Origin of the sequence: Campylobacter sp. P0103 (assembly GCF_002139545.1) — a bacterium.
GTDB lineage: Bacteria > Campylobacterota > Campylobacteria > Campylobacterales > Campylobacteraceae > Campylobacter > Campylobacter devanensis.
The window spans coordinates 21,626-42,812 of record NZ_MJKG01000004.1; the positions used below are offsets into that span (position 1 = coordinate 21,626).

The 21,187-nt window shown below is 33.5% G+C and carries 21 protein-coding genes; 17 read left to right on the forward strand and 4 right to left on the reverse strand.

What is annotated here, in order from left to right; translation table 11 throughout:
• Nucleotides 1-12: 12 nt before the first annotated feature.
• Together CIGNP103_RS05285 and CIGNP103_RS05290 are read right to left on the reverse strand one after the other, a co-directional pair.
• The gene (locus CIGNP103_RS05285; RefSeq protein ID WP_086252347.1) at nucleotides 13-225 is read right to left on the reverse strand and encodes a hypothetical protein; all 213 of its coding nucleotides are present in this window, start codon (nucleotides 223-225) and stop codon (nucleotides 13-15) included.
• A gap of 111 nt (nucleotides 226-336) precedes the next feature.
• Nucleotides 337-1,602: an apolipoprotein N-acyltransferase gene (locus CIGNP103_RS05290; RefSeq protein WP_086252348.1), complete on the reverse strand. Its 1,266-nt coding sequence runs from the start codon at nucleotides 1,600-1,602 to the stop codon at nucleotides 337-339.
• Here CIGNP103_RS05290 and yajC point away from each other — a divergent pair.
• The 17 genes from yajC to ilvA all read left to right on the forward strand — a co-directional run bounded on the left by yajC (nucleotide 1,575) and on the right by ilvA (nucleotide 18,862).
• Nucleotides 1,575-1,865 (forward strand): preprotein translocase subunit YajC, encoded by a 291-nt coding sequence (gene yajC / locus CIGNP103_RS05295; protein WP_086226277.1) that lies wholly within the window; start codon nucleotides 1,575-1,577, stop codon nucleotides 1,863-1,865. The two genes, CIGNP103_RS05290 and yajC, sit on opposite strands and share 28 nt — an antisense overlap.
• Complete coding sequence (secD, locus tag CIGNP103_RS05300; protein ID WP_086242720.1) at nucleotides 1,852-3,435, forward strand: protein translocase subunit SecD; 1,584 nt, start codon at nucleotides 1,852-1,854, stop codon at nucleotides 3,433-3,435. The genes yajC and secD overlap by 14 nt, the downstream gene beginning before the upstream one ends.
• A 1-nt stretch (nucleotide 3,436) precedes the next feature.
• A complete protein-coding gene (gene secF / locus CIGNP103_RS05305) occupies nucleotides 3,437-4,411 on the forward strand; it encodes a protein translocase subunit SecF (RefSeq protein WP_086252349.1) in 975 nt (324 codons plus the stop codon).
• A 9-nt stretch (nucleotides 4,412-4,420) separates the two neighbouring features.
• Nucleotides 4,421-4,759: a DUF6394 family protein gene (locus CIGNP103_RS05310; RefSeq protein WP_086226273.1), complete on the forward strand. Its 339-nt coding sequence runs from the start codon at nucleotides 4,421-4,423 to the stop codon at nucleotides 4,757-4,759.
• Between the two features lie 9 nt (nucleotides 4,760-4,768).
• Nucleotides 4,769-7,201 (forward strand): leucine--tRNA ligase, encoded by a 2,433-nt coding sequence (leuS, locus tag CIGNP103_RS05315; RefSeq protein ID WP_086252350.1) that lies wholly within the window; start codon nucleotides 4,769-4,771, stop codon nucleotides 7,199-7,201.
• A 1-nt stretch (nucleotide 7,202) separates the two neighbouring features.
• A complete protein-coding gene (lptE, locus tag CIGNP103_RS05320; protein ID WP_086244194.1) occupies nucleotides 7,203-7,742 on the forward strand; it encodes an LPS assembly lipoprotein LptE in 540 nt (179 codons plus the stop codon).
• The gene (locus CIGNP103_RS05325) at nucleotides 7,723-9,252 is read left to right on the forward strand and encodes a diguanylate cyclase domain-containing protein (protein ID WP_086268709.1); all 1,530 of its coding nucleotides are present in this window, start codon (nucleotides 7,723-7,725) and stop codon (nucleotides 9,250-9,252) included. Before lptE ends, CIGNP103_RS05325 begins: the two co-directional genes overlap by 20 nt.
• Nucleotides 9,252-10,421 (forward strand): Mur ligase family protein, encoded by a 1,170-nt coding sequence (locus tag CIGNP103_RS05330; protein WP_086268710.1) that lies wholly within the window; start codon nucleotides 9,252-9,254, stop codon nucleotides 10,419-10,421. Before CIGNP103_RS05325 ends, CIGNP103_RS05330 begins: the two co-directional genes overlap by 1 nt.
• Complete coding sequence (locus tag CIGNP103_RS05335) at nucleotides 10,411-11,304, forward strand: M23 family metallopeptidase (protein WP_086268711.1); 894 nt, start codon at nucleotides 10,411-10,413, stop codon at nucleotides 11,302-11,304. Before CIGNP103_RS05330 ends, CIGNP103_RS05335 begins: the two co-directional genes overlap by 11 nt.
• Nucleotides 11,253-11,672: a bactofilin family protein gene (locus CIGNP103_RS05340; RefSeq protein WP_086224802.1), complete on the forward strand. Its 420-nt coding sequence runs from the start codon at nucleotides 11,253-11,255 to the stop codon at nucleotides 11,670-11,672. The genes CIGNP103_RS05335 and CIGNP103_RS05340 overlap by 52 nt, the downstream gene beginning before the upstream one ends.
• Entirely contained in the window at nucleotides 11,653-14,601 is a 2,949-nt protein-coding gene (gene mfd / locus CIGNP103_RS05345) for a transcription-repair coupling factor (protein ID WP_086268712.1), read from the forward strand. Before CIGNP103_RS05340 ends, mfd begins: the two co-directional genes overlap by 20 nt.
• Nucleotides 14,598-15,236, forward strand: coding sequence for a putative metalloprotease CJM1_0395 family protein (locus CIGNP103_RS05350; RefSeq protein ID WP_086232738.1), 639 nt, complete (start codon nucleotides 14,598-14,600; stop codon nucleotides 15,234-15,236). Before mfd ends, CIGNP103_RS05350 begins: the two co-directional genes overlap by 4 nt.
• On the forward strand, nucleotides 15,236-15,985 hold the full coding sequence (locus CIGNP103_RS05355; protein ID WP_086234667.1) for a DUF815 domain-containing protein: 750 nt from the start codon (nucleotides 15,236-15,238) through the stop codon (nucleotides 15,983-15,985). Before CIGNP103_RS05350 ends, CIGNP103_RS05355 begins: the two co-directional genes overlap by 1 nt.
• Nucleotides 15,972-16,640 (forward strand): 3-methyladenine DNA glycosylase, encoded by a 669-nt coding sequence (locus CIGNP103_RS05360; protein WP_086268713.1) that lies wholly within the window; start codon nucleotides 15,972-15,974, stop codon nucleotides 16,638-16,640. Before CIGNP103_RS05355 ends, CIGNP103_RS05360 begins: the two co-directional genes overlap by 14 nt.
• 100 nt (nucleotides 16,641-16,740) lie before the next feature.
• Nucleotides 16,741-17,145, forward strand: a complete 405-nt coding sequence (locus tag CIGNP103_RS05365; RefSeq protein WP_086268714.1) for a YgiW/YdeI family stress tolerance OB fold protein — start codon at nucleotides 16,741-16,743, stop codon at nucleotides 17,143-17,145.
• A 123-nt stretch (nucleotides 17,146-17,268) separates the two neighbouring features.
• Nucleotides 17,269-17,667: a CoA-binding protein gene (locus CIGNP103_RS05370; protein ID WP_086224796.1), complete on the forward strand. Its 399-nt coding sequence runs from the start codon at nucleotides 17,269-17,271 to the stop codon at nucleotides 17,665-17,667.
• Entirely contained in the window at nucleotides 17,651-18,862 is a 1,212-nt protein-coding gene (ilvA, locus tag CIGNP103_RS05375; protein ID WP_086268715.1) for a threonine ammonia-lyase, read from the forward strand. Before CIGNP103_RS05370 ends, ilvA begins: the two co-directional genes overlap by 17 nt.
• Nucleotides 18,863-18,894: 32 nt before the next feature.
• Here the strand turns inward: ilvA and uvrC are convergent, their stop codons facing one another.
• Nucleotides 18,895-20,691, reverse strand: a complete 1,797-nt coding sequence (uvrC, locus tag CIGNP103_RS05380; protein WP_086268716.1) for an excinuclease ABC subunit UvrC — start codon at nucleotides 20,689-20,691, stop codon at nucleotides 18,895-18,897.
• Complete coding sequence (locus CIGNP103_RS05385) at nucleotides 20,678-21,121, reverse strand: hypothetical protein (protein ID WP_086253457.1); 444 nt, start codon at nucleotides 21,119-21,121, stop codon at nucleotides 20,678-20,680. The genes uvrC and CIGNP103_RS05385 overlap by 14 nt, the downstream gene beginning before the upstream one ends.
• Nucleotides 21,122-21,187 lie beyond the last annotated feature (66 nt).

Genomic DNA, 21,187 nt, shown 5'->3' on the forward strand with positions numbered 1-21,187 from the left:
TCGCCCATTTTATTAAAATTTATAGTTATATCCTACATATACACCATAGTTAAGTATGTTATCATAATCTTCTATACCAGTTGTTTGGTAGTCGCCTTTTATACCAAATTCAATCTCATTATTTTCAACAACTTCATAGATACCACCAAGTTTTACTTGACTTTCAACCACTACAAATAGATCTTTAATCGCTGCAACACTGCTCATTAAATCTATATCAACCAAAACTTTTTGCCAAATTTAATTATGTTTGCTATATAAAAAATTTAAATTATTAAAATTTAATTATAAAATAAAAATTATAAAATAGTAATTAAAAGTTACTTATAGTAACATTTATGGAGTAATCATCTGGCTTGGGCTTCCATTTATACTATGATAGATTGTGGTTTTGTATTTATATGCTTTTAGTTTTAGTAGTTTGCTTTGTAAATTTGGCTGAGTAGATGGGCTAAACCACGCATTATTGCTAATAGCTATCATAAATTTAGGATTATCCTTAAATAGCTCATCTTTGGTAGCTTCATAGCAGATAGCATTTCGTATCTTGACTCCATCTATCTCATAATCACTTACGCTATTAGCATGACTATAATCTACGGCTGAATCAAAGAATATCTCATTTATTAAATTTTTAATCAAATTTGGAAGTGGTATCTCTTCACCAAATGGCACTAATATTAGCTTGTCAAGTCTTTTTATTTCCCCTTTATCAAAAAGATAGGTTGAATTGTATATCTTATTATTATTAGCTCCTAGAGCTCCAGCTACGATGGCGATTTGATATGATTTTTGTTTTAAAACGCTAAGTAAAATTTCACTATGATCTAAAAATAGTGGAAATGAACTCTCAGGTAAAACCACAATTCTAGAGCCATCGCTTATAGCTTGATCAATCATATCAAGATTGCTTTTTACAATTTTATCTTTTATAGAGCGTTCCCAGATTTTATCTTGACTAATATTTGTGCTAATAAGTGAGATATCAAAAGGAAGGCTTTTAGACTCAGTTTTATAGTTGTAATTAATCGCTAAAGAGCAAATAAGCAATGAGATACCAATATATATATTAAATTTAATAGCTATAATTATAGATATAAGCACCAAAGCAAGAGTATAAATAGTAGGCTTAAAAATCGTATCGACAAATATCAATTCAAAATTCAACCAATCAAAGCCAAAAGGTGCCACATAACTAGCAAATAGCAAGAAAATAGCCTTGATATAGATACTCTCTAGCCAACTAATAGCTAAAAATATAAAGCCATATATTAAACAAATTCCCAAAATTTCAATAGGTATAAGATAGTCAAAATTATAATAAATCAAACTAAAACTAATCCAATAAAACCAAAATAATCCGATAAAAAACCCACTCCAAAACCAAATTTTTCTATCGCTTTTTAAAAGGATATATAAGCCTATAATCGCACTTAAAAGGCCTAAATTTGCTATGTATTTTAAATTTAGTAGATCCAAAAATATAAAAAGGGATAGCAAAATAGAGATCATAAAGCCTTTTATTATAAATTTTAATGTAAAATAGGCAACTAATTTTTTCTTAAAGGATTTACATGGCAGAAAATTCAATGCTAACTTCATTATTACCTCTTGTTGTATTGTTTGCAATATTCTATTTTTTGGTTATTAGACCACAGCAAAAGCAGCAGCGTGAGCATAAAAATATGCTAGCAAATCTCCAAAAAGGTGATAAAATCATCACAAATGGAGGCTTAGTATGCGAAGTGATAAAACCAGAAGATGATTTTATCAAAGTTAAACTTAATGATGATGTAATTGTCCGCATTGATAGAAATTTTGTCGCCAAAAAATTAGACAAAATAGAGTCAAGTGATGAGAAGTAGGGTAACTTATAGGCTTATAGTTTTTATCCTTGCTTTAGTGTTTGGTATATTTTTTTCTATACCAAGCTTTACTGATAGTCAAAATGGTAAAAAGGTAAGCCTAGGGCTTGATTTACAAGGTGGTTTATATATGCTATTAAGCGTCCAAACAGACGCAGCCTTAATATCCAAAATCAAATCAATAGCTTCAGCTATCAAATACGATACTGATAAAAATGATATCTTAGTAGATAGATTAAAAGCCGATGAGAGCGGGATTAGTATAGCTCTTTTAGATAGTGATGATATCAAGAAATTAGATGGAATTTTATCTAAAATCAGTGGTATTGAAATTCAAAAAGATGAGCTAAATTACAGAATTTTACTCACCCCGCAAGAGAAGATCGACACAGCCAAATACGCAGTAGATCAAGCAGTAGAGACTATCAGAAATCGCTTAGATCAGTTTGGCTTGGCTGAGCCTACGGTGATTAAGCAAGGTGAGGATAAAATTTTAGTTGAACTTCCTGGTATTAAAAATGCAGCCGATGAGCAAAGAGCTATGGATTTGATAGCCAAATCAGCGCATTTACAGCTCATGGCAGTGGATGAAAAACGCCAAGATATGGCTCAAACTATGAACGAAGATGAGGCCTCAGCTTATGGAGATCTACTATTAAGCGATGCTAGAAATCCAAGATATAAGTATTTAGTTAATGAAATTCCTGTTTTAGATGGTAGTATGCTAGTAGATGCTAAGGTGGCATTTGATAATCAAACAAATATGCCAATTATAAATTTTACTCTAAATGCTCAAGGTGCTAAGATATTCGGGGATTTTACTGGGGCAAATGTAGGTAAAAGACTTGCTATAGTATTAGATAATAGAGTATATTCAGCTCCATCTATTAATGAGAGAATCGGTGGTGGAAGCGGTCAGATAAGTGGTGGATTTAGTGTAGAAGAGGCTAGAGATGTGGCTATAGCTTTAAGAAGCGGGGCATTGATAGCTCCTGTGAATTTAGAAGAGAAAAGAAGCATAGGCCCAAGTCTAGGTCAGCAAAGTATCGATCAAAGTATGGTGGCGCTATCTGTGGGTGCTATTTTGGTTTTGATATTTATGGTTATGGTGTATGGTCTAGCTGGAGTTTTGGCTAATATCGCTTTGGTTGTTAATATAGTGCTACTTATAGCGGTTATGGCTCTATTTGGTGCGACACTTACACTTCCTGGTATGGCTGGTATTTTGCTTACTATCGGTATGGCCGTGGATGCCAATGTGATTATAAATGAGCGTATTAGAGAGCTTTTAAAAGAGGGTCACAATATCCACACTTGTATCCAAAAGGGCTATCAAAACGCTATGAGTGCTATCGTGGATTCGAATTTAACCACGCTTATAACTTCAGCTGCTCTATATGCTTATGGCACTGGACCTGTAAAGGGCTTTGCTGTAACTATGAGTATAGGTATTGTAGCCTCTATGCTTACGGCAATTTTAGGTACTCATGGGATGTTTGAGTTTTTAAGTCGCAAGATAGAAAAGGGTAGTAGCGTGCTGTGGTTTGGTTATAGGATTAAAAGGGGCTAAAATGCAGATATTTGATAAGGGTAAAATATATAATTTTATGAGCATTAGATGGGTGATGTTTGCTCTTAGTGGTGTGCTGTTTTTTGGCTCTATTGCGCTTTTATTTACCAAGGGGTTAAATTATGGGATTGACTTTGCTGGTGGGACGCTAATTCAGGTTAAATATCATGATAAGGATGCGCCAATAGATTTGATTAGGCAGAAATTTGCCACTAATGAAATTTTGAAAAATGCTAGTATCACAGAGTTTGGTTCAGCTAGCGAAATCACCATTAGATATACCACAACTAGTGATAGTTTGGGCAATAATCCTGGGGATTTTGTGGCTGATATGCTTAAAGGTAGTGGGGAATTTGAGATTCGCCGAGTTGATGTAGTAGGGCCAAAAATCGGTAGTGAATTAAGGCAAAAAGGTATAATGGCTATTGCGGTTTCGCTTATTTTGATACTTGTTTATATCGGTATTAGGTTTGAGTGGAGATTTGCAATAGCAGCTATATTTAGTGAAATTCACGATGTAGTTATCGTACTTGGGGCTATTAGTTTGCTTAGTATTGATGTGAATTTAGATACCTTAGCGGCGGTTTTAACTGTTTTAGGATACTCGCTAAATGATACTATTATTATATTTGATAGGATTAGAGAGAGGATTAGAGAGAGTAAATTTATAGAGTTATTTGGGGTAATTAATGAGTCTGTATCGCTTACTCTTTCTAGGACTTTGATGACTTCTGTGACTACGCTTTTAGCGGTGATTACGCTATTTTTCTATGGTGGAGATATGATACATGGATTTTCTACTATTATGATAATTGGAATTTTAATCGGCACTCTAAGCTCGGTTTTTATAGCAGCACCTATGCTAAGTTGGTTTAGATTTAGTGTTGAGGGTTATAGAGCTTTGATTGCTGCTAAGGAGCTAAGAAAAAAAGAGAAAGAGAAAATTCGCGCTATGTATGAAAAAGGTAGATTATAAGGAGTTTATATGGATTGGGGTAAGGTTATATTTACATTTTTTGCGCTTATGAGCTTGACTACTACGGCTGGGTTTTTATTTGAAGATAGTGCTGTGGCTCTGTTTATCGCTGCTAGTATAAATTTAATCTCAACTCTATTGAAAGTAGGGGTAAGAAATTTGCTCGCAGCGGAGCTTTTTGCTAGTTCATTGGTGGCTGATTTACACCTAATTCCTGCTTTTGTATTACTAATAACTGGCTATAGCCAAAGTATGGTATATACGCTAGTTATAGGTGCGATTTTGGCAAATATATTTTCTATTATTTTGATATTGATAGAAGCGTATAAAACTAGAGATGAATTTTAAGGATAGATAATGCAATATGTAGCTAAAGATATAGAGTATAAATGGCAAACTACTTGGAGAGATAGTGGTTATAGCGAGCCAAAAGATGATTATAGCTTGCCTAAAAAATATATTTTATCTATGTTTCCATATCCTAGTGGCAGACTTCACATGGGGCATGTGCGAAACTACGCTATAGGTGATGCCCTATCTAGGTATTATAGAAATATGGGGTTTAATGTCCTTCAACCAATGGGTTTTGATAGCTTTGGTATGCCAGCAGAAAATGCTGCTATAAAGCATAAAATTCATCCTAAAAAATGGACATATGAAAATATAGAATATATGATAAAAGAGCTTGATACCTTGGGGTTAAGCTTTTCTAAAAATCGCTTATTAGCTACTAGCGATCCACTATACACAAGATGGGAGCAAGAGTTTTTCATAAAAATGTATGAAAAAGGCTTAGTATATCGCAAATCCGCTGTGGTAAATTGGTGTGAAAATGACCAAACAGTTTTGGCAAATGAGCAAGTAGAAGATGGCAAATGTTGGAGATGTGGGCATGAAGTAGTTCAAAAAGAGATGCCAGGATATTATCTGAAAATCACAGATTATGCTAATGAGCTTTTGGAGTGTTTAAAAGATTTAGATGGCAAATGGCCAAATCAAGTTATAACTATGCAAGAAAATTGGATAGGTAAAAGTAGTGGGCTTGAGTTTGAATTTAAGCTTGATGATCGTAGCAAGGAGATTGCTAGTGAAGATGGATTTATGGTCTTTACTACTAGGGCTGATACTATTTATGGAGTTAGTTATTGTGCTTTAGCGCCAGAGCATAGCCTTACAAAAAAGATTTTAAATAGTGATAATACCCCAAAAGAGATAAAAGATAAGATCAAATTTATGCTAAATCAAAGTCCAAAAGAGCGCCAAATAGCCGATAAAGATGGGGTCTATCTAGGCATTAATGCTATCCATCCGATAACTAAAGAGCTAGTGCCGATATGGTGTGCGAATTTCGTCTTGGCTGAGTATGGTCATGGGGCTTTGATGGCGGTGCCTGCTCATGATGAGAGGGATTATGAGTTTGCTATTAAATTTAATCTACCTATTAAAAAGATAATAGAGTGCGATGAGTTGCCATATACTCAAAAGAGTGGCAAGCATATAAATTCAGATATGATAAATAATATGGATTATGATGAGGCCAATAAAACTATCATAAATTACTTTGAAAATAGCAGTAGCGGTAAAGAGGTTACAAACTACAAATTAAGAGATTGGGGTATCTCTAGACAGAGATATTGGGGTGCGCCGATCCCTATAGTGCATTGTGATAAATGCGGAGTTGTGTGCGAGAGTATTGAGAATTTACCTGTTTTATTGCCTGAAGATGTGAGTATCACAGGTGAGGGAAATCCGCTAGACAAGCATCCAAATTTCAAAAAGTGTAAATGCCCTAAATGCGGTGGTGAAGCTAAAAGAGAAACCGATACTATGGATACATTTTTTGAAAGTAGCTGGTATTTTGCTAGATATGCAAGTGATGAGAAAACTTGGGAAAAAGTAGCCTTTGATAAAAAAAGTGTTGATTATTGGATGAGTGTAGATCAATATATCGGTGGGATAGAACATGCTATACTTCATCTTTTATACGCTAGATTTTTTCAAAAGGTTTTAAGAGATCTTGGCTATTTGCGTGATAGTGAGCCTTTTGCTAGTTTATTAACTCAAGGTATGGTCTTAAAAGATGGCGCTAAGATGAGCAAAAGCAAGGGAAATACGGTTGATCCAGATGAGATTATAAATAGATATGGTGCTGATACTGCAAGGCTATTTATACTTTTTGCAGCCCCACCGCAAAAGGAGCTTGAATGGAATGATAGCGCTGTTGAGGGTGCTTTTAAGTTTATAAATAGACTTTATGATAGAAGTGTAAATGCCTATAAAACAGAGCAAATCCCATCTATAAATCACTCAAATTTAAACAAAGATGAGAAATACGCAAGGCTAAAAGTCTATGAAGCGCTTAAAAAATCAAGCGAGGTTTTTGAGAGTAGCTTTACATTTAATACCTTAATTGCTGCTTGTATGGAGGCTCTAAATGCCTTAAATGCTCAACAAAACAAAGATATATGGACGGAGGGGTATTATATAATTTTAAGTTTGCTTGAGCCTATTATCCCGCATGTCTCTTGGGAGCTTAGTAGCGAGCTATTTGGGCTTAAAAATCTTAGAAAAATCGAGCTTAAAAGTGAAGTTTTTGAGAGTGATACTATAAATTTAGCTATCACTATAAATGGCAAAAGACGAGCCGAGATAGAGATAGATAAGAGTTTAAGCGATCAAGAGATCATAAATCAAGCCAAAATCGCTGTATCTAAGTGGATTGGCTCATCTGAGATTATAAAAGAAATTTATGTGCCAAATAAGCTTGTAAATATCGTCATAAAGGGATAGAGTGAGATTAATTGCCATTTTATTGCTAGCGTTTTTTATCGCAGGTTGTGGCTACAAACCATCTAGCGTGGCAGCTAGAGATGCTATAGGCAGCAGTGTTTGGGTTGATGTGATAATTAGTAAAACTGATCCTGAGAGTACTGTGGTTATCAAAGATGGTATAAAATCAGCAATGCTTAGGCGCTTAGGTGTAAATTTAGTAGATAAAAATGAGGCTGATAGCATAATAATAGCTTCTATTAAATCGCTTACATTTTCAGCTATATCATATGATCAATTTGGATATGCTACAGCATATAAAGCAAATTTAGTAATGGAATATAGATTAAAGCAAAAAGATGGCTCAATAAAGAGTATTTTAACTAGCGGAGATTATGATTTTAGAGTTACAAAGCGACTAAATGATAGAAGATTTACCGATAGTGTTATTAGCGATAATGAGAGATTTGATGCTATTACAAATGCATCTTTGCAGTGTTTTGACGAGTTTGTAAGTAAGCTAGCTATGCAAGGTCTTTTAAATGGCAAGCCTAATCTCTGAGGTTATCAAAGATGTATTTAAGGAGGCGAGTGATAAGAATATTATTCTAACTCCAGATAACTATCATGAGTTATTTTGTGCGGCTGCAGCTAGGCGAGGGCTGAGTGCAAATGAGTGCAAGAGACTTGAAGGCTATATTGCTCGCTTAGATAAGAGTTACCAAGATGAGATAAAAAAGATAAATGTAAAAAGCATTGATGAGCTTTTTGCTTTTATCTGTTTTAGGTTAAATCGTGCTAATCTAAATAATATAGCTAAAATCAGTCAAGCCCAAACAATGCTTTTAAAACGAGTGTTGCATGCTATAAATTTAATGCACAATAATAAGGCTAAAGAACTAGCTAATTCAAGCTATTCTATGCTAGATGGAACAATTAATGTTGAGAATTTAAATTTAATCAGAGACCGATGGTTTGAGTTTGTTAGCCATTTTGATACTAATTACATCAAGCGACTTGAAAAATATGGAATCAAACAAAGTGATGATATAGAAACCATAATTTCTAAAATTGAGAAATTTAAATATAAAACTAAAGAGAAAAATTTAGAATATCTATCTTACTGCGAGTTATTAATTGCTGCTCTTGTACCATCTATTGCGCCTGGTGCAGATGATGATATAGCTAGAGTAAGTGAGCATTTAAGATCTAATCCTGCTTTATTAACTAGTCAAGCTATGGAAGAAGATATTAAAAAATGTATTTTAAAGCGTGTAAGATTAGACCAAAATGAGATAAAACAAAAAATTAGCGCCTTAGATGAGATTTTAAACAATTTAAATAAACAAATTCAAGATTTTGCTAATACTCTTTTAGATAATGGCAGCAGTCTTGATGGTGCGATTTTTGAGATAAATAGCATAACTAGCTATGATGAATATAATGCTATTAGACAAAAACTACAAAATACATCAAATTCACTTCGTAGTGAAATTTCGGCTATGGGGTTAAAGCTTAGCGATGATAGCAAGATAATTAATGGATTAAAAGAGCGTATAAAAGAGCTTGAAGAGATGATTGAGCAAAGTAAGACCGATGAGCTAACAGGAGTTAATAATAAAAATAGCTTTGAGATAGAACTTGCTAATATCGAAGAGGCTAGAGTAAAGTATGGTGTTGATTATAGCATTGTAGCTATTGGGATAAATTTACTAGATGAAATCAAGGCAAAATATGGAGCAAATGCCAAAGATGCAATTTTATCTACAATGGCTAAAATCGTACAAAATCGTTGTGTAAATGGAGAGTTTATAGCTAGAACAAATACGGATGAGTTTGTGATTTTGGTAGGTAATTTAGATAAAAATGCTACTAATAGCTTAGCTGAAATTATGATAAATGATATTAGTGGGTGTAAATTTAGATATAAAGATGAGCACATAATAGTAAGTGCAAGTTGTGGAATTGCTACACGCTCAGAGTGCAATAGTCAAAATGAGATGCTACAAAGGGTAAATTTAGGGTTGCAAACAGCTAAAAATGAGGGGATAAATTGTATACGAGCACTTTGATGGATTATGAAGCATTTTTAAATAAAAAGCCATTATATTATGATGAGATTGATTATACTAGATTTCCTAGGATATTTAATTTAGTTAAATTACACTTAAATTTACCACCTATAATCCATATAGTAGGCACAAATGGCAAGGGAAGTACAGGTAGATTTTTAGCTCAAATTTTAGCTGGAACTGGTAAAAAAGTTGGACATTATACTAGTCCGCATATTTTTGATTTTAGTGAGAGATTTTATAGTAGTTTTGAAGAAATTGATAAATTTAGATTAAATTTAGCTCATAATAGACTTTTAGAGATTTTTAGTTTACTTAATAATACTAGTGAAATAGTAGAGAGTTTAAGCTACTTTGAGTGGGCAACATTGATGGCTGGGGTAATTTTTGAGGGGTATGATTTTTTAATTTTAGAGGCTGGAATGGGCGGAGAATATGATGCGACAAATGCCTTTGATAAGTCTCTTAGTATATTTACCCCTATTGGTCTAGATCACATTGATATGCTTGGTAGTACGATAGAAGAAATTGCTAAAACTAAACTTAATTCAATGCAAAATCAAGCATTAATTAGTAGTGAGTTTGCCTGTATGGAGTTAGCAAATCAAGTCGCTAAGCAAAAAAGTGTAAGATTAATAAAGCAAAGTGAAATTTATGCTAAAGAGATTCAAAATTATGCTATTAAATTTAATTTACCAGAATTTTTAAGAGCAAATTTAAGTTTAGCAGTAAATGCAGCCAATATTTTAAATATAGAGAATTTAGCCCAAATTATATCAAATTTAGGCGCCTTAACTTTGCGTGGCAGATGTGAAAAAATAAAGCCAAATCTTATAATTGATGTTGGACATAACGCTCACGCTGCTAAGGCTATAGCTCAAAATTTACAAAATATAGGTTGGAGAGAGGTAAATTTAATATATAATGCCTTTGATGATAAGGATATCTTTGGCGTTTTATTAAGCTTAAAGCCTTTTATTGGTAAAATCCATATTTATAATTATAAAAGCTATAGTAGAAAATTAGCTACACATAAGATAACTCAAATTGCCAAAGATCTTGGTATTACATGTTGTGAGTTTACAAATTTAGATGAAAATGAGAAATATTTAGTCTTTGGTTCATTTATGTTAGTAGAAAACTTCATTAAGGAAGAGATTGAAAGATAAGATTGTTGTTACTATAACTGATGTCAATGGCTCTAGAAATTATTTATTAAGCCAGGTTTTAAAGAGAATTTTTATATATGTTATTGCGGTTTTATTGCTTATTTTTGTTCTTGGTGGGCTATATATGGGATATTTGCAAGATGAGACAAATGTTCTAAGAGAGACTAAAGAGGAGCTAATAAGTAGTAGTAAAAATTTAAATATAGAGTATGAAAATATAAAACAAAAGCTTTCAACCAAAGAAGAGGAGTTGATGGCTATAGAAGATAAAATTTCATTTTTAGAAGAGCAAATCGGGTTAAATGATGACTCAAATAGTACTACAATTGATGATAGATTAGAGCAGATTAAGCTTACTGTTGAGCAACAAAATATAATATTTTCAATGATTCCAAATGGCAAGGTAATAGAAGATGGCGGTATTACGGCAGCATTTGGTTGGCGAACTCATCCAGTGTTAGGGCATAAGCATCTTCACCAAGGAATTGACCTTAGAGCACCAATTGGAACTCCAGTGTATGCTCCAGCAGATGGAGTAGTACAAGTGGCGGGATTTAATGTAGTTGGTGGATATGGATATTTAGTAGTTTTAGAGCATAATTTTGGCTTTAAGACTAGATTTGCCCATCTATCTAGAAAAGATGTGGTAAAAGAGGGACAGTTTGTTAAAAAGGGCGAGCTAATAGGCTATAGTGGAAATACTGGTATAAGTACAGGTCCGCATCTGCACTATGAGATAAGATTTGTGCAGCGGCCACTTGACCCGATAAATTTTATCAATTGGAGTCGAAAAAACTATGAAGAAATATTTGAAAAGGAGAAGCGAGTAACATGGCAGTCTTTGGTAAAGGCAGTAGCAAATTTAACTCTGAAACAACCATAATATCAGAAGGCGCATATATAAAAGGCGAGTTAGCCTGCGGTTCAGTTTTATATATTGAAGGTCATGTAGATGGTATGATAAAATCAAATAACACAGTAGTAATTGGTAAAAATGGTAAGGTTACAGGAATAATATCAGCTAATAAAATTGTAGTAAATGGTATTTTTGAAGGAAATGTAGATGCGGATTCAGTGGAGATTTTAAGTGGTGGATTTGTGTTAGGTGATATTTGTTCAGGTAGCTTTAGCATAGAAAATGGTGGTAAATTTGATGGTAAAAGCTCTCTTAAAAAGTCAAATTCAATGCAATCGCTAGAGAATTTTGAGATAATTGACACAGAGGAAAGTGGTGCAAGCAAAGATATATGAGTTTTTTAAAGCTCATAGGGATAAATTTAAAATATTAATAGTAAGCGACGATAAGAGCGCTTCTAAGGCTTACGCAGCAGCGACTTATGCTGGGCGTGAGTGTTTTGTTTTGCCTGATTTTAGAGCTAAAAGAGGCGATGATTTACGGGCGTTTAATAGTGAGCTTTTAGATATTAGTAAAGCTTTAAGCAGCTTTTGGCAAAGTTCTAATCCAAATAAACTTTTAATAACTCCATTTCGAACAATCCTACATAAATTACCAAGCGCTAATCAATTAAGAGTAAAAAATATAAATTTTGCCGATACAATTGATTTAAATAGTTTTAAAAACGAAATGCTAGCTTATGGATATACTTTTGTTGATATTGTCGAAAGTAGGGGAGAGATTAGGATTAGCGGAGATATTATTGATATTTATAGCGTAGCTGATGAGTGGCCGTGTAGAATTTTGCTTGATATTGATCTAGTTGAGAGTATTCGTAGGTTTGACCCAGCTACGCAAAAAAGTATAAAAGATGAACAAAGCATCACTATTACTCCATATGTGGCTGCGCTTGATCAGACTGAATATAAGAATGCATTAAATAGTGCTGAGCATATAGAGTCAAATTCTCTTACGCATGATCTAAATTCGTTTGGATTTTGGGTAATTGATGGATTTATAAATTATTTAGAACAGTTTGAGGCTGTGCGTGATGGAGATATAGATTTTGATGAGTGCGAGATGGATATAAGCGCTCTTGAGGCGGTAACAATCTTGCCTTTAGCAAAATCATATAGGCCATTTGAAGGCAAGATAAATAATGAACTAATTAATTTTCACAAAGATAAAAAAATAGATATTTTAAGCTCTAATGAGAGTGCTTTTAGAGCATTGGGGCTTGATATTAATTTAAATTTAAATTTTATTCAAAGCGACTTAATACTAAATCTAATAAGCAAAGATGAGCTTATAATTAGCCTAAATCAGCCTATTTCACGTCAAAAAAGACGCAAGGCTAGTATTGTTTTAGATGAGTTAAAGATTGGAGATTTTGTCGTTCATAGCGAGTATGGAATTGGTAAATTTGCTGGTCTGGAGTTAATAAGAGTGCTTGGTAGTAGCAAAGAATTTGTTGTTTTAACTTATCAAAATAATGATAGATTGCTTTTACCAACAGAGCATCTTGATATGATAGATAGATACATCGCTGGAAGTGGAGCAGTAGTTAACCTAGATAAGCTTGGCAAGGCTAGTTTTGCAAAGCTTAAGCAAAAAGTCAAAGAAAAACTCTTTATCATTGCTAACAAAATTATTGCTTTAGCAGCAAAGCGTGAGTTAATCGAAGGTGTTAAAATAGAAGCCAATACAGCTGAATTTGCTAAATTTCAAATGGAAGCAGGCTTTTGCTACACTAGTGACCAAGATAGAGCTATAAATAGCATTTTAAGTCATTTAAAAAGCGGTAAGGTTATGGATATGCTCTTAAGCGGCGATGTCGGTTTTGGTAAAACTGAAGTGGCGATGAATGCGATATTTGCCTGTGTTAAGAGTGGATTTCAAGCGCTATTTTTTGTGCCTACTACCTTACTTTGTGCTCAGCACTACAAAAGTTTACAAGAGAGACTAAGTAAATTTGATATTGATGTAAGACGACTAGATAGATTTAGTAGCACAAAAGATAAATCACGCTTGCAAGCTGATTTGCAAAATGGCAAACCACTTGTAGCAATTGGAACGCATGCTTTGCTTAGTGTACAAAGTACAAATTTAGGACTGATAATAATCGATGAAGAGCATAAATTTGGCGTAAAGCAAAAAGAGAAACTAAAGGAATTTAGTGAGCATTCTCACATATTATCTATGTCAGCAACCCCAATTCCACGAAGTCTAAATATGGCGCTAAGTAGCATAAAAAGCTATTCTACATTAACAACGCCACCACTTGATAGGCTAGATGTTAGAACCTTTGTTAAAGAGTGGGATAAAGGATTAATTAAAGAGGCTATAATGCGTGAAATTCGCCGTGCTGGGCAAATTTTTTATCTTCATAATAAAATTGCTGATATGCCTAGTATTGAGCGTGAGCTAAAGCAGATTGTGCCGACTTTAAAAATTTTAACTCTTCATAGTAAAATTGATGCTAAAACTAGCGAAGATGAGATGATTAAATTTGCTAATGGTGAGTATGACTTGCTTCTTTGTACTAGTATTGTAGAAAGTGGAATTCATATACCAAATGCAAATACTATAATAATAGATGAAGCTAATAAATTTGGTATTGCGGATTTGCATCAGTTGCGAGGTAGAGTTGGTAGGGGTGCTAAGCAGGGATTTTGCTACTTTTTGGTTGAAGATAGGCAGAGTTTAAGCGATGAAGCGATTAAACGACTTGTAGCACTAGAATCAAATTCATTCTTAGGTAGTGGCGCCTTATTAGCTTATCATGATTTAGAAATTAGAGGTGGAGGAAATCTAATTGGTGAGGCACAAAGCGGTCATATAGAAGCTATTGGCTACTCTTTATATCTTAAAATGCTTGAAGATGAGATAAATTTACTTTTAAATAAAGATAATAAAAACGATACTCAAGTCGATATAAAACTAAGCGTAAATGCATTTTTAAATAGTGAATTAATTGCTGAAGATAGGCTACGACTTGAACTTTATAGACGACTTAGTAAATGTACTGAGGTAAGCGAAGTTTATGAGATTGGTGGTGAGATTGAGGATAGATTTGGTAAGCTTGATGTTTATACTAAGCAATTTTTAGATATTATTGCTATTAAAATTATGGCCGCTAAACAAGAATTTAAACATATTAGTAACTATGAACAAAATATAACATTAACCAAAATTGCTGGAACAAAAGTTGCTTTGAAATCGCCAAGCAAAGATGATGACGATGTCTTGGCTGAAATTTTGAGCTATTTAAGGAAAAATAGATGATGGTTTCAAGTGTTTCATACTACCAGCCAAATTATATGGTAGATAATCAACAAGCTGATGCAAAAACAGGTGATCAAGAGAGCCATAAGCACAACAATCAAACTCAAGCAGAGTTAAAAAAAAGATATAAACATGAGCTAAGTCAAGAGCAAAAACTTCAAGTAATAGAACTTCAAAAGCGAGATATAGAGGTTCGCAATCATGAAGCTGCTCACATGTCAGCAGGAGCTGGACTAACTACTGGGGCTAGTTATAGCTACCAAAGAGGCCCAGATAATAAGATGTATGCTATAGGTGGCGAGGTTGGTATAGATACATCACCAGGCAAAACTCCAGAAGAGACATTAAAAAAGGCCGCCCAAATCAAAAGAGCAGCCCTAGCACCAGCCCAGCCAAGCTCAGCTGATCTTCAAGTAGCAGCCACAGCTACAAATATGGAGATTGATGCTAAGATTGAAATTCAAAATGAATTACTAAAAGAGCAAAAGCAAGATAAGCAAAATGATGATAAAACTCAAAGTAATAAGCATCAATCTGAGCAAAACGAGTCAAATTTAATTCAACATATTTATCAAAATAAAAATAATCCATATGCGCAATATGATTATAGCTCTAGAGTAATAGGATTATTTTAATGAAAATAAAATGGAGAAATACCTATGCAGCACTCGTGCGAGATGGCAAGTTAAGACCGGTTAGAGATATTGCTAAAATTGAACTTGATAGTTTTGTAAATTTGCAAAGTCAAATAGAACAGCTTGAGCTTAATACAATTAAATTTATTGAGCACGGAGTGATAAATCATGCGCTTTTGTGGGGCGAGAGAGGCTGTGGAAAGTCTAGTTTAGTGCGTGGAATATTTTGTAAATTTATGGATAAAAACCTGCGTTTAATCGAGATAAGTGCTAGAGAGTTAAAAAGTTTGCATAAAATTCTTGATAAAATAAGAGATAAGAAAAAGTATAAATTTATAATTTTTTGTGATGATTTTGGATTTGAAAATGGGGATAAGGCTCTAATTGAGCTTAAAAGCCTCTTAGAAGGCTCGATTGAATCTCCGCCAAGTAATGCAATATTTTATGCTACAAGCAATTTAAAGCACTTAGTAAGAAGCCGCCCAAATAGCGACAATTATATTGTCGAAAAAGAAAATAGTAGAGAAAATTTAAGCCTAGCTGATAGATTTGGATTGCACATTAGCTTTTATGAGCTTAGCGTAGATGAGTATATGGATATTGTTTATAATCTTTTTAAAGAGTGTGATATAGATAAAAATCGCCTAAAAACTCAAGCGCTTGCTTTTGCAGCTAGTAAGGGCGTAAGAAGCGCAAGAAATGCTAAGCAATTTTGGCAAAGTATAAAGGACGATATTGAGAAGTGTTGAGCTATTTTTGGCACTTGATGGGGTTTGCGAGTTTGACTTTGAGCTAAATAGACATTGGTGGCCAAATTATGGGAGCTTTTGGGTTATAGTTGGTGCTATTTTAACGCAAAATGCTAAGTGGTCAAGCGTGGAAAAATCTTTAGCCAATTTAAGAGATTATGGGGTTAAAGAGCTATCAGATATCGCAAATTTGGATATCGAAGTTTTAAGCGACCTTATCAAGCCAAGCGGATTTTATAATACCAAAGCCAAAAGGCTTAGTATGCTTTGTAATAAAATTATAGATAAATTTGGTAATTTTGATGAGTTTGCTAGTAGCGTTAGCTTTGAGTGGCTCATAGCACAAAAGGGCTTGGGACTTGAGAGCGTTTATTCTATTTTGTGCTTTGGTTGCGGGCGTGATGTGATGGTCGTAGATAGCTATACTAATAGGATTTTAAGTGCTTTAGGGTATGAATTTGAGAGCTATGAAGAGGCTAGGGAGTGGCTAGAGGGTATCGATAGAGATGAGGTTTATAAAGCAATTGGTAATATAGGCGACAATGAGCTTTTTTGTCGTTATCATGGGGTTATTGTGGAATTTTGTAAAAGCCATTTAAAAGGGGCTAAATTTGATGATTTTGCTTTGAGTTTATTTAGTGAGATTTCTATCTAAATAGCGTTTAAATTAATTTCTATCTTTATAATTAAAATTCACAATAGCTTAACAAATATCATATATAATTACGCTGTATTAATTATTAAAAGGAATTAAGATGAAAAAACTCAGTTTAATAGCTATTTTAGCTTTAACAATTAGCGCAAACGCAGCAGGCTTTACAGGCGGTGCTAGCCAATCAAATACTTCAGGCTTTACAGGTGGTCAAGCACCAATGAATCAAGGTGGATTTTTAGGCCCTAGATATGGGGTAAATAGCGTCAAAGCGGCCCTTAGTGCGTGGGATGATACCTGGGTTGAGATAAAAGGCAAAATCATCTCTCAAGTAGGCCACGAAAAATATAAATTTAGCGATGGTAAAGATACTATTATCATAGAGATTGATGATGATGATTGGGGTGGAGTTAGTGTTGGGCCTGATGAGCTTATCACGATATATGGCGAAGTTGATGGCAACGCTCTTAAAGCAAATGAGATTGATGTAAAAAGAATAGTAAAATAGCTTCAATTCAACTTAAAAACTTACTCCCAAAAGTTGATTATAATAACTTTTGGGAGATTTTAAATTTAAACTTAGTAAAATTTCGTTACAATCCAAATCCAAATTCCAAGAAAAAGAAAAATAATGCAAGATATCTTAAAATCTATGAAAAATATAGCCGTTGTAGGCTTTAGCCCTAATGATACTAAAGCTAGTAATCAAGTAGGTTGCTATCTTATAGATATGGGTTTTAATGTCTTTCCTATTTATCCAAAAAGTGGTGAGATAAAAGGTCGAAAAATATATCAAAGTATAGATGAAATTTCAGAAAAAATAGATACTATTGTGATGTTTAGAAAGGCCGAATTTGCCACTGAATTGGCTAAAAAAGCTATAAATTTAGGTGTAAAAAATCTATGGCTTCAGCTAGGAATTGTAAATGATGAGGCTAAGCAAATAGCACAAGATGCAGGATTAAATTTCATACAAGATGCCTGCATAATGATAGAGCATAAAAGGTTTAAAAATGATAAGTCTAAATAAAATTATTCAAGCTAAACGAAATATTGATGGATTTGTGGCTAAAACTCCATTTGGCTTTGCTCCAAAACTAAGCAAGATAGCTGGTGCTGATATATACCTAAAAAAAGAGAATCTTCAAATCACAGGAGCATATAAAGTAAGGGGTGCTTTTAACAAGATTGCAAATTTAGATGAAAATGCCAAAAAGTGCGGTGTAGTTGCTGCAAGTGCTGGTAATCACGCTCAAGGCGTAGCAATTAGCGCTAAGCATTTTGGAGTAAAAGCTATAATTATTATGCCAGAGGCTGCTCCGCTTTCAAAAGTATCAGGAACTAAAGCTTTGGGTGCTGAGGTGATATTAAAGGGTAATAATTTTGATGAAGCTTATGCATATGCCTTAGAATATGCTAAAGAGAATAATATGAGTTTTATCCACCCTTTTGATGATGAGTTAGTCCAAGCAGGTCAAGGGACAATAGCTTTAGAGATGTTAGATGAGGTTAGCGATCTTGATTATATGGTTGTGCCTGTAGGTGGTGGCGGTTTGATTAGCGGTGTGGCAAGTTGTGCTAAGCAGATTAATCCTGATATTAAGATTATTGGTGTTAGTGCAAAAGGGGCGCCGGCCATGTTTGAGAGTTTTAAAGATAAGTGCCAGCATAACTCAAAAAGCGTTCGAACTATAGCTGATGGAATTGCTGTAAGGGATGCAAGTCAGATTACTCTATCTCATATTTTAGAGTGCGTTGATGATATGGTACAAGTAGATGATGAAGAGATAGCAAATGCGATTTTATATCTTTTAGAACAGCAAAAAATTATGGTTGAAGGCGCTGGGGCGGTATCGGTAGCGGCGATTTTGGAGAGTAAATTTGAGTTTAAAAAGGGCTCTAAAATCGGCGCTATATTAAGTGGTGGCAATATAGATGTCCAAACTCTAAGTGTAATTATCGAAAAAGGGCTTTTAAAAAGCTATAGAAAGATGATAATTAATGTCACATTGATAGATAAACCGGGTGCTTTAATGGCGCTTGGAGATGTTTTAAGAATCGCTGGAGCAAATATAGTTAAGATTGATTATGATAGATTTTCAACCAAGCTAAGTTATGGCGATGCTAAGATTACAATAACTTTAGAGACTAAAGGCAAAGAGCATCAAGATACTATAGAAAAAGCATTAAAAGATGCTGGATATGAGTTTACTCAGGAGTTTTAATTAATTTTTTGAGCTAAATTTAGATTTTAAATTTAGCTCTTATTAGTTATTTTTTGAGCTACGCTTTTGTTTGTTACTTTTTTAATCTCATCAAAACTTGCATTTTTAATATTTTCAAAGCTTCCAAAATAGTTAATTAATTTAATTATAGAACCTTTTGAAATACCTAAATTGGCTAATTGACTACTTTGTATATCGTTTTTTTGCCTAATTTTTTGATGAAAGCTAATGGCAAATCTATGCGCCTCATCACGCAAACGCTGAATAAATTGAAGTTTAATATCGTTTGAGTTTAGACTAAATTTGCCTATATTTGTGCAAATTTTATCATTTGCCTTGCCTTTAGCACGATGGGCTTTAGCATCAATTTTTTCTTTAGAAATTGCGATTATATCTACATTTGCACCGCTACTTTTAATAATATCATTAGCTAAATTTAGTAGCGCATCGCCTCCATCTATTACCCATAAATCTGGAGCTGATGATTTATCAAAGCTTTTGGCTCTATGAGTTAGCATCTGTTGCATCTGGTCATAATCATTTATATTTTGTAGATGCATATGGCGGTATTTTGCCTTATTAAACTCTCCATTTTCCCATACAACCATCGCACCCACAGGGGCTGCGCCAAATAGATGAGAGTTATCAAAAATCTCAATTTTTAATGGTAGATTATTTAGCTCAAATGTCTCTTGAATCTCTCGTGCTAGGGTGTAGTCATTTGTTTTTATATGTTTTTTGATTAATTCAATAGCATTTTGATAAGCTATATTTACTAGTTCTTTTTTTTCACCTATTTTTGGCTGGATGATTTGAAATTTCTTATTGTGGCGAGAGTTTAAGATATTTTCTAAAATCTTAGCATCTTCAAGCTTCATATATGTATAAATTTTAGTTCCACCAACTGGTTGCTCTATGTTAAAAGTATCTAAAATCATTGTAGAATATAGAGCCTCTAGATCTGATTCTACCATATCTTTAGCCGGTTTTATAGTATGAGTAGATGCGCACACTCTACCATCGCGCACGCTAAACCTGACCCCACAAACAAAGCTACTACTAATAGTTACACTAATTACTTCAAAATCTTCTAATTTAGCTAAATCGATTTGAATTTTAATAGCTGTATCGTTGATTGCTTTTATCTGATCTCTAATCTTAGCAGCCTCTTCAAAATTTTCATTTTGAGCTAAGTTTAGCATTGTTTTTTCTAAATTTGGTATTAAAAGCTCTGGATTTTTAATCTTTTTTATAGCTTCATCTACGATTTTAGCATACTCTTCTTTATTTATTAATCCAAGGCAAGGTGCGTGACAGCGTCCAATTTGATAAAATAAACAGCCCTTTTTTTCTCTTAAACAAGATCTTTTTTGTACTAGTTTAAACTCCAAATACAAAGCTTCTAAAATTTCATTAGCACCCCTAAAAAATGGGCCAAAATATTTGATATTAGAGCCTTTTAAAACCTTTCTAGTGATTTCAAATCTAGGAAAATCTACACTTAAATCTACACAAATATATGGATATGTTTTGTCATCTCTAAGTAAAATATTATATTTTGGATGAAGTTGCTTGATAAATGAATTTTCTAATATCAATGCGTCTTGTTCGCTTGAAGTTGTAATCCACTCTATATGTATAGCTTCACTTATCATTTTGGCTATTCTAGGGCTTAGTCTTGGGCTAGGTGAGGCATCAGCGTTGAAATAACTCTTTACTCGATTTTTTAAATTCTTAGCCTTGCCTACATATAAGAGCTTTGAGTTTTTATCAAAATATTGATAAACTCCAGGGGAATTAGGTAGGGATTTTAATTCATCGATTAGCATTTATAGACTCTCTAAGCTTTTCAAAAAGTGTATAAATTTGCTCATCTTTTGCACTGTTTTTAAATAATCCATCACTTCTTTCTATAAATATAGGCTTTTGTTGCGGTGATACTGCTTGAAAATTTTTTAGTTTTGTAATAAAGATTACTACACTATTTATTGGCTGTAATGCACTATTTGGATTGTTGCTAATATAGGTGTTTAATAGGTTTTTTATTTGAAATTTGATACTATCATGATTTAGCTCAAATTTGGCGAGTGGATGTGTAACGGCTATGAATAAAATTCCATCTTTTTGATAGCTAAATTTAATAAGCTTACTCTTAGCTACACCTAATAAATTTAGTAAATTTCTTGCCTCTTTAGCAGCTTTTAAATTTTTATATTTAGGATCGTTGATAATATGATTAATAATCTCAAAACTTCGCATTTGGCTATTATAGCTGCTTTTTGCTTAATTTTTTTAGTAGGGTGTGGATATAAAGCAGATCCATTT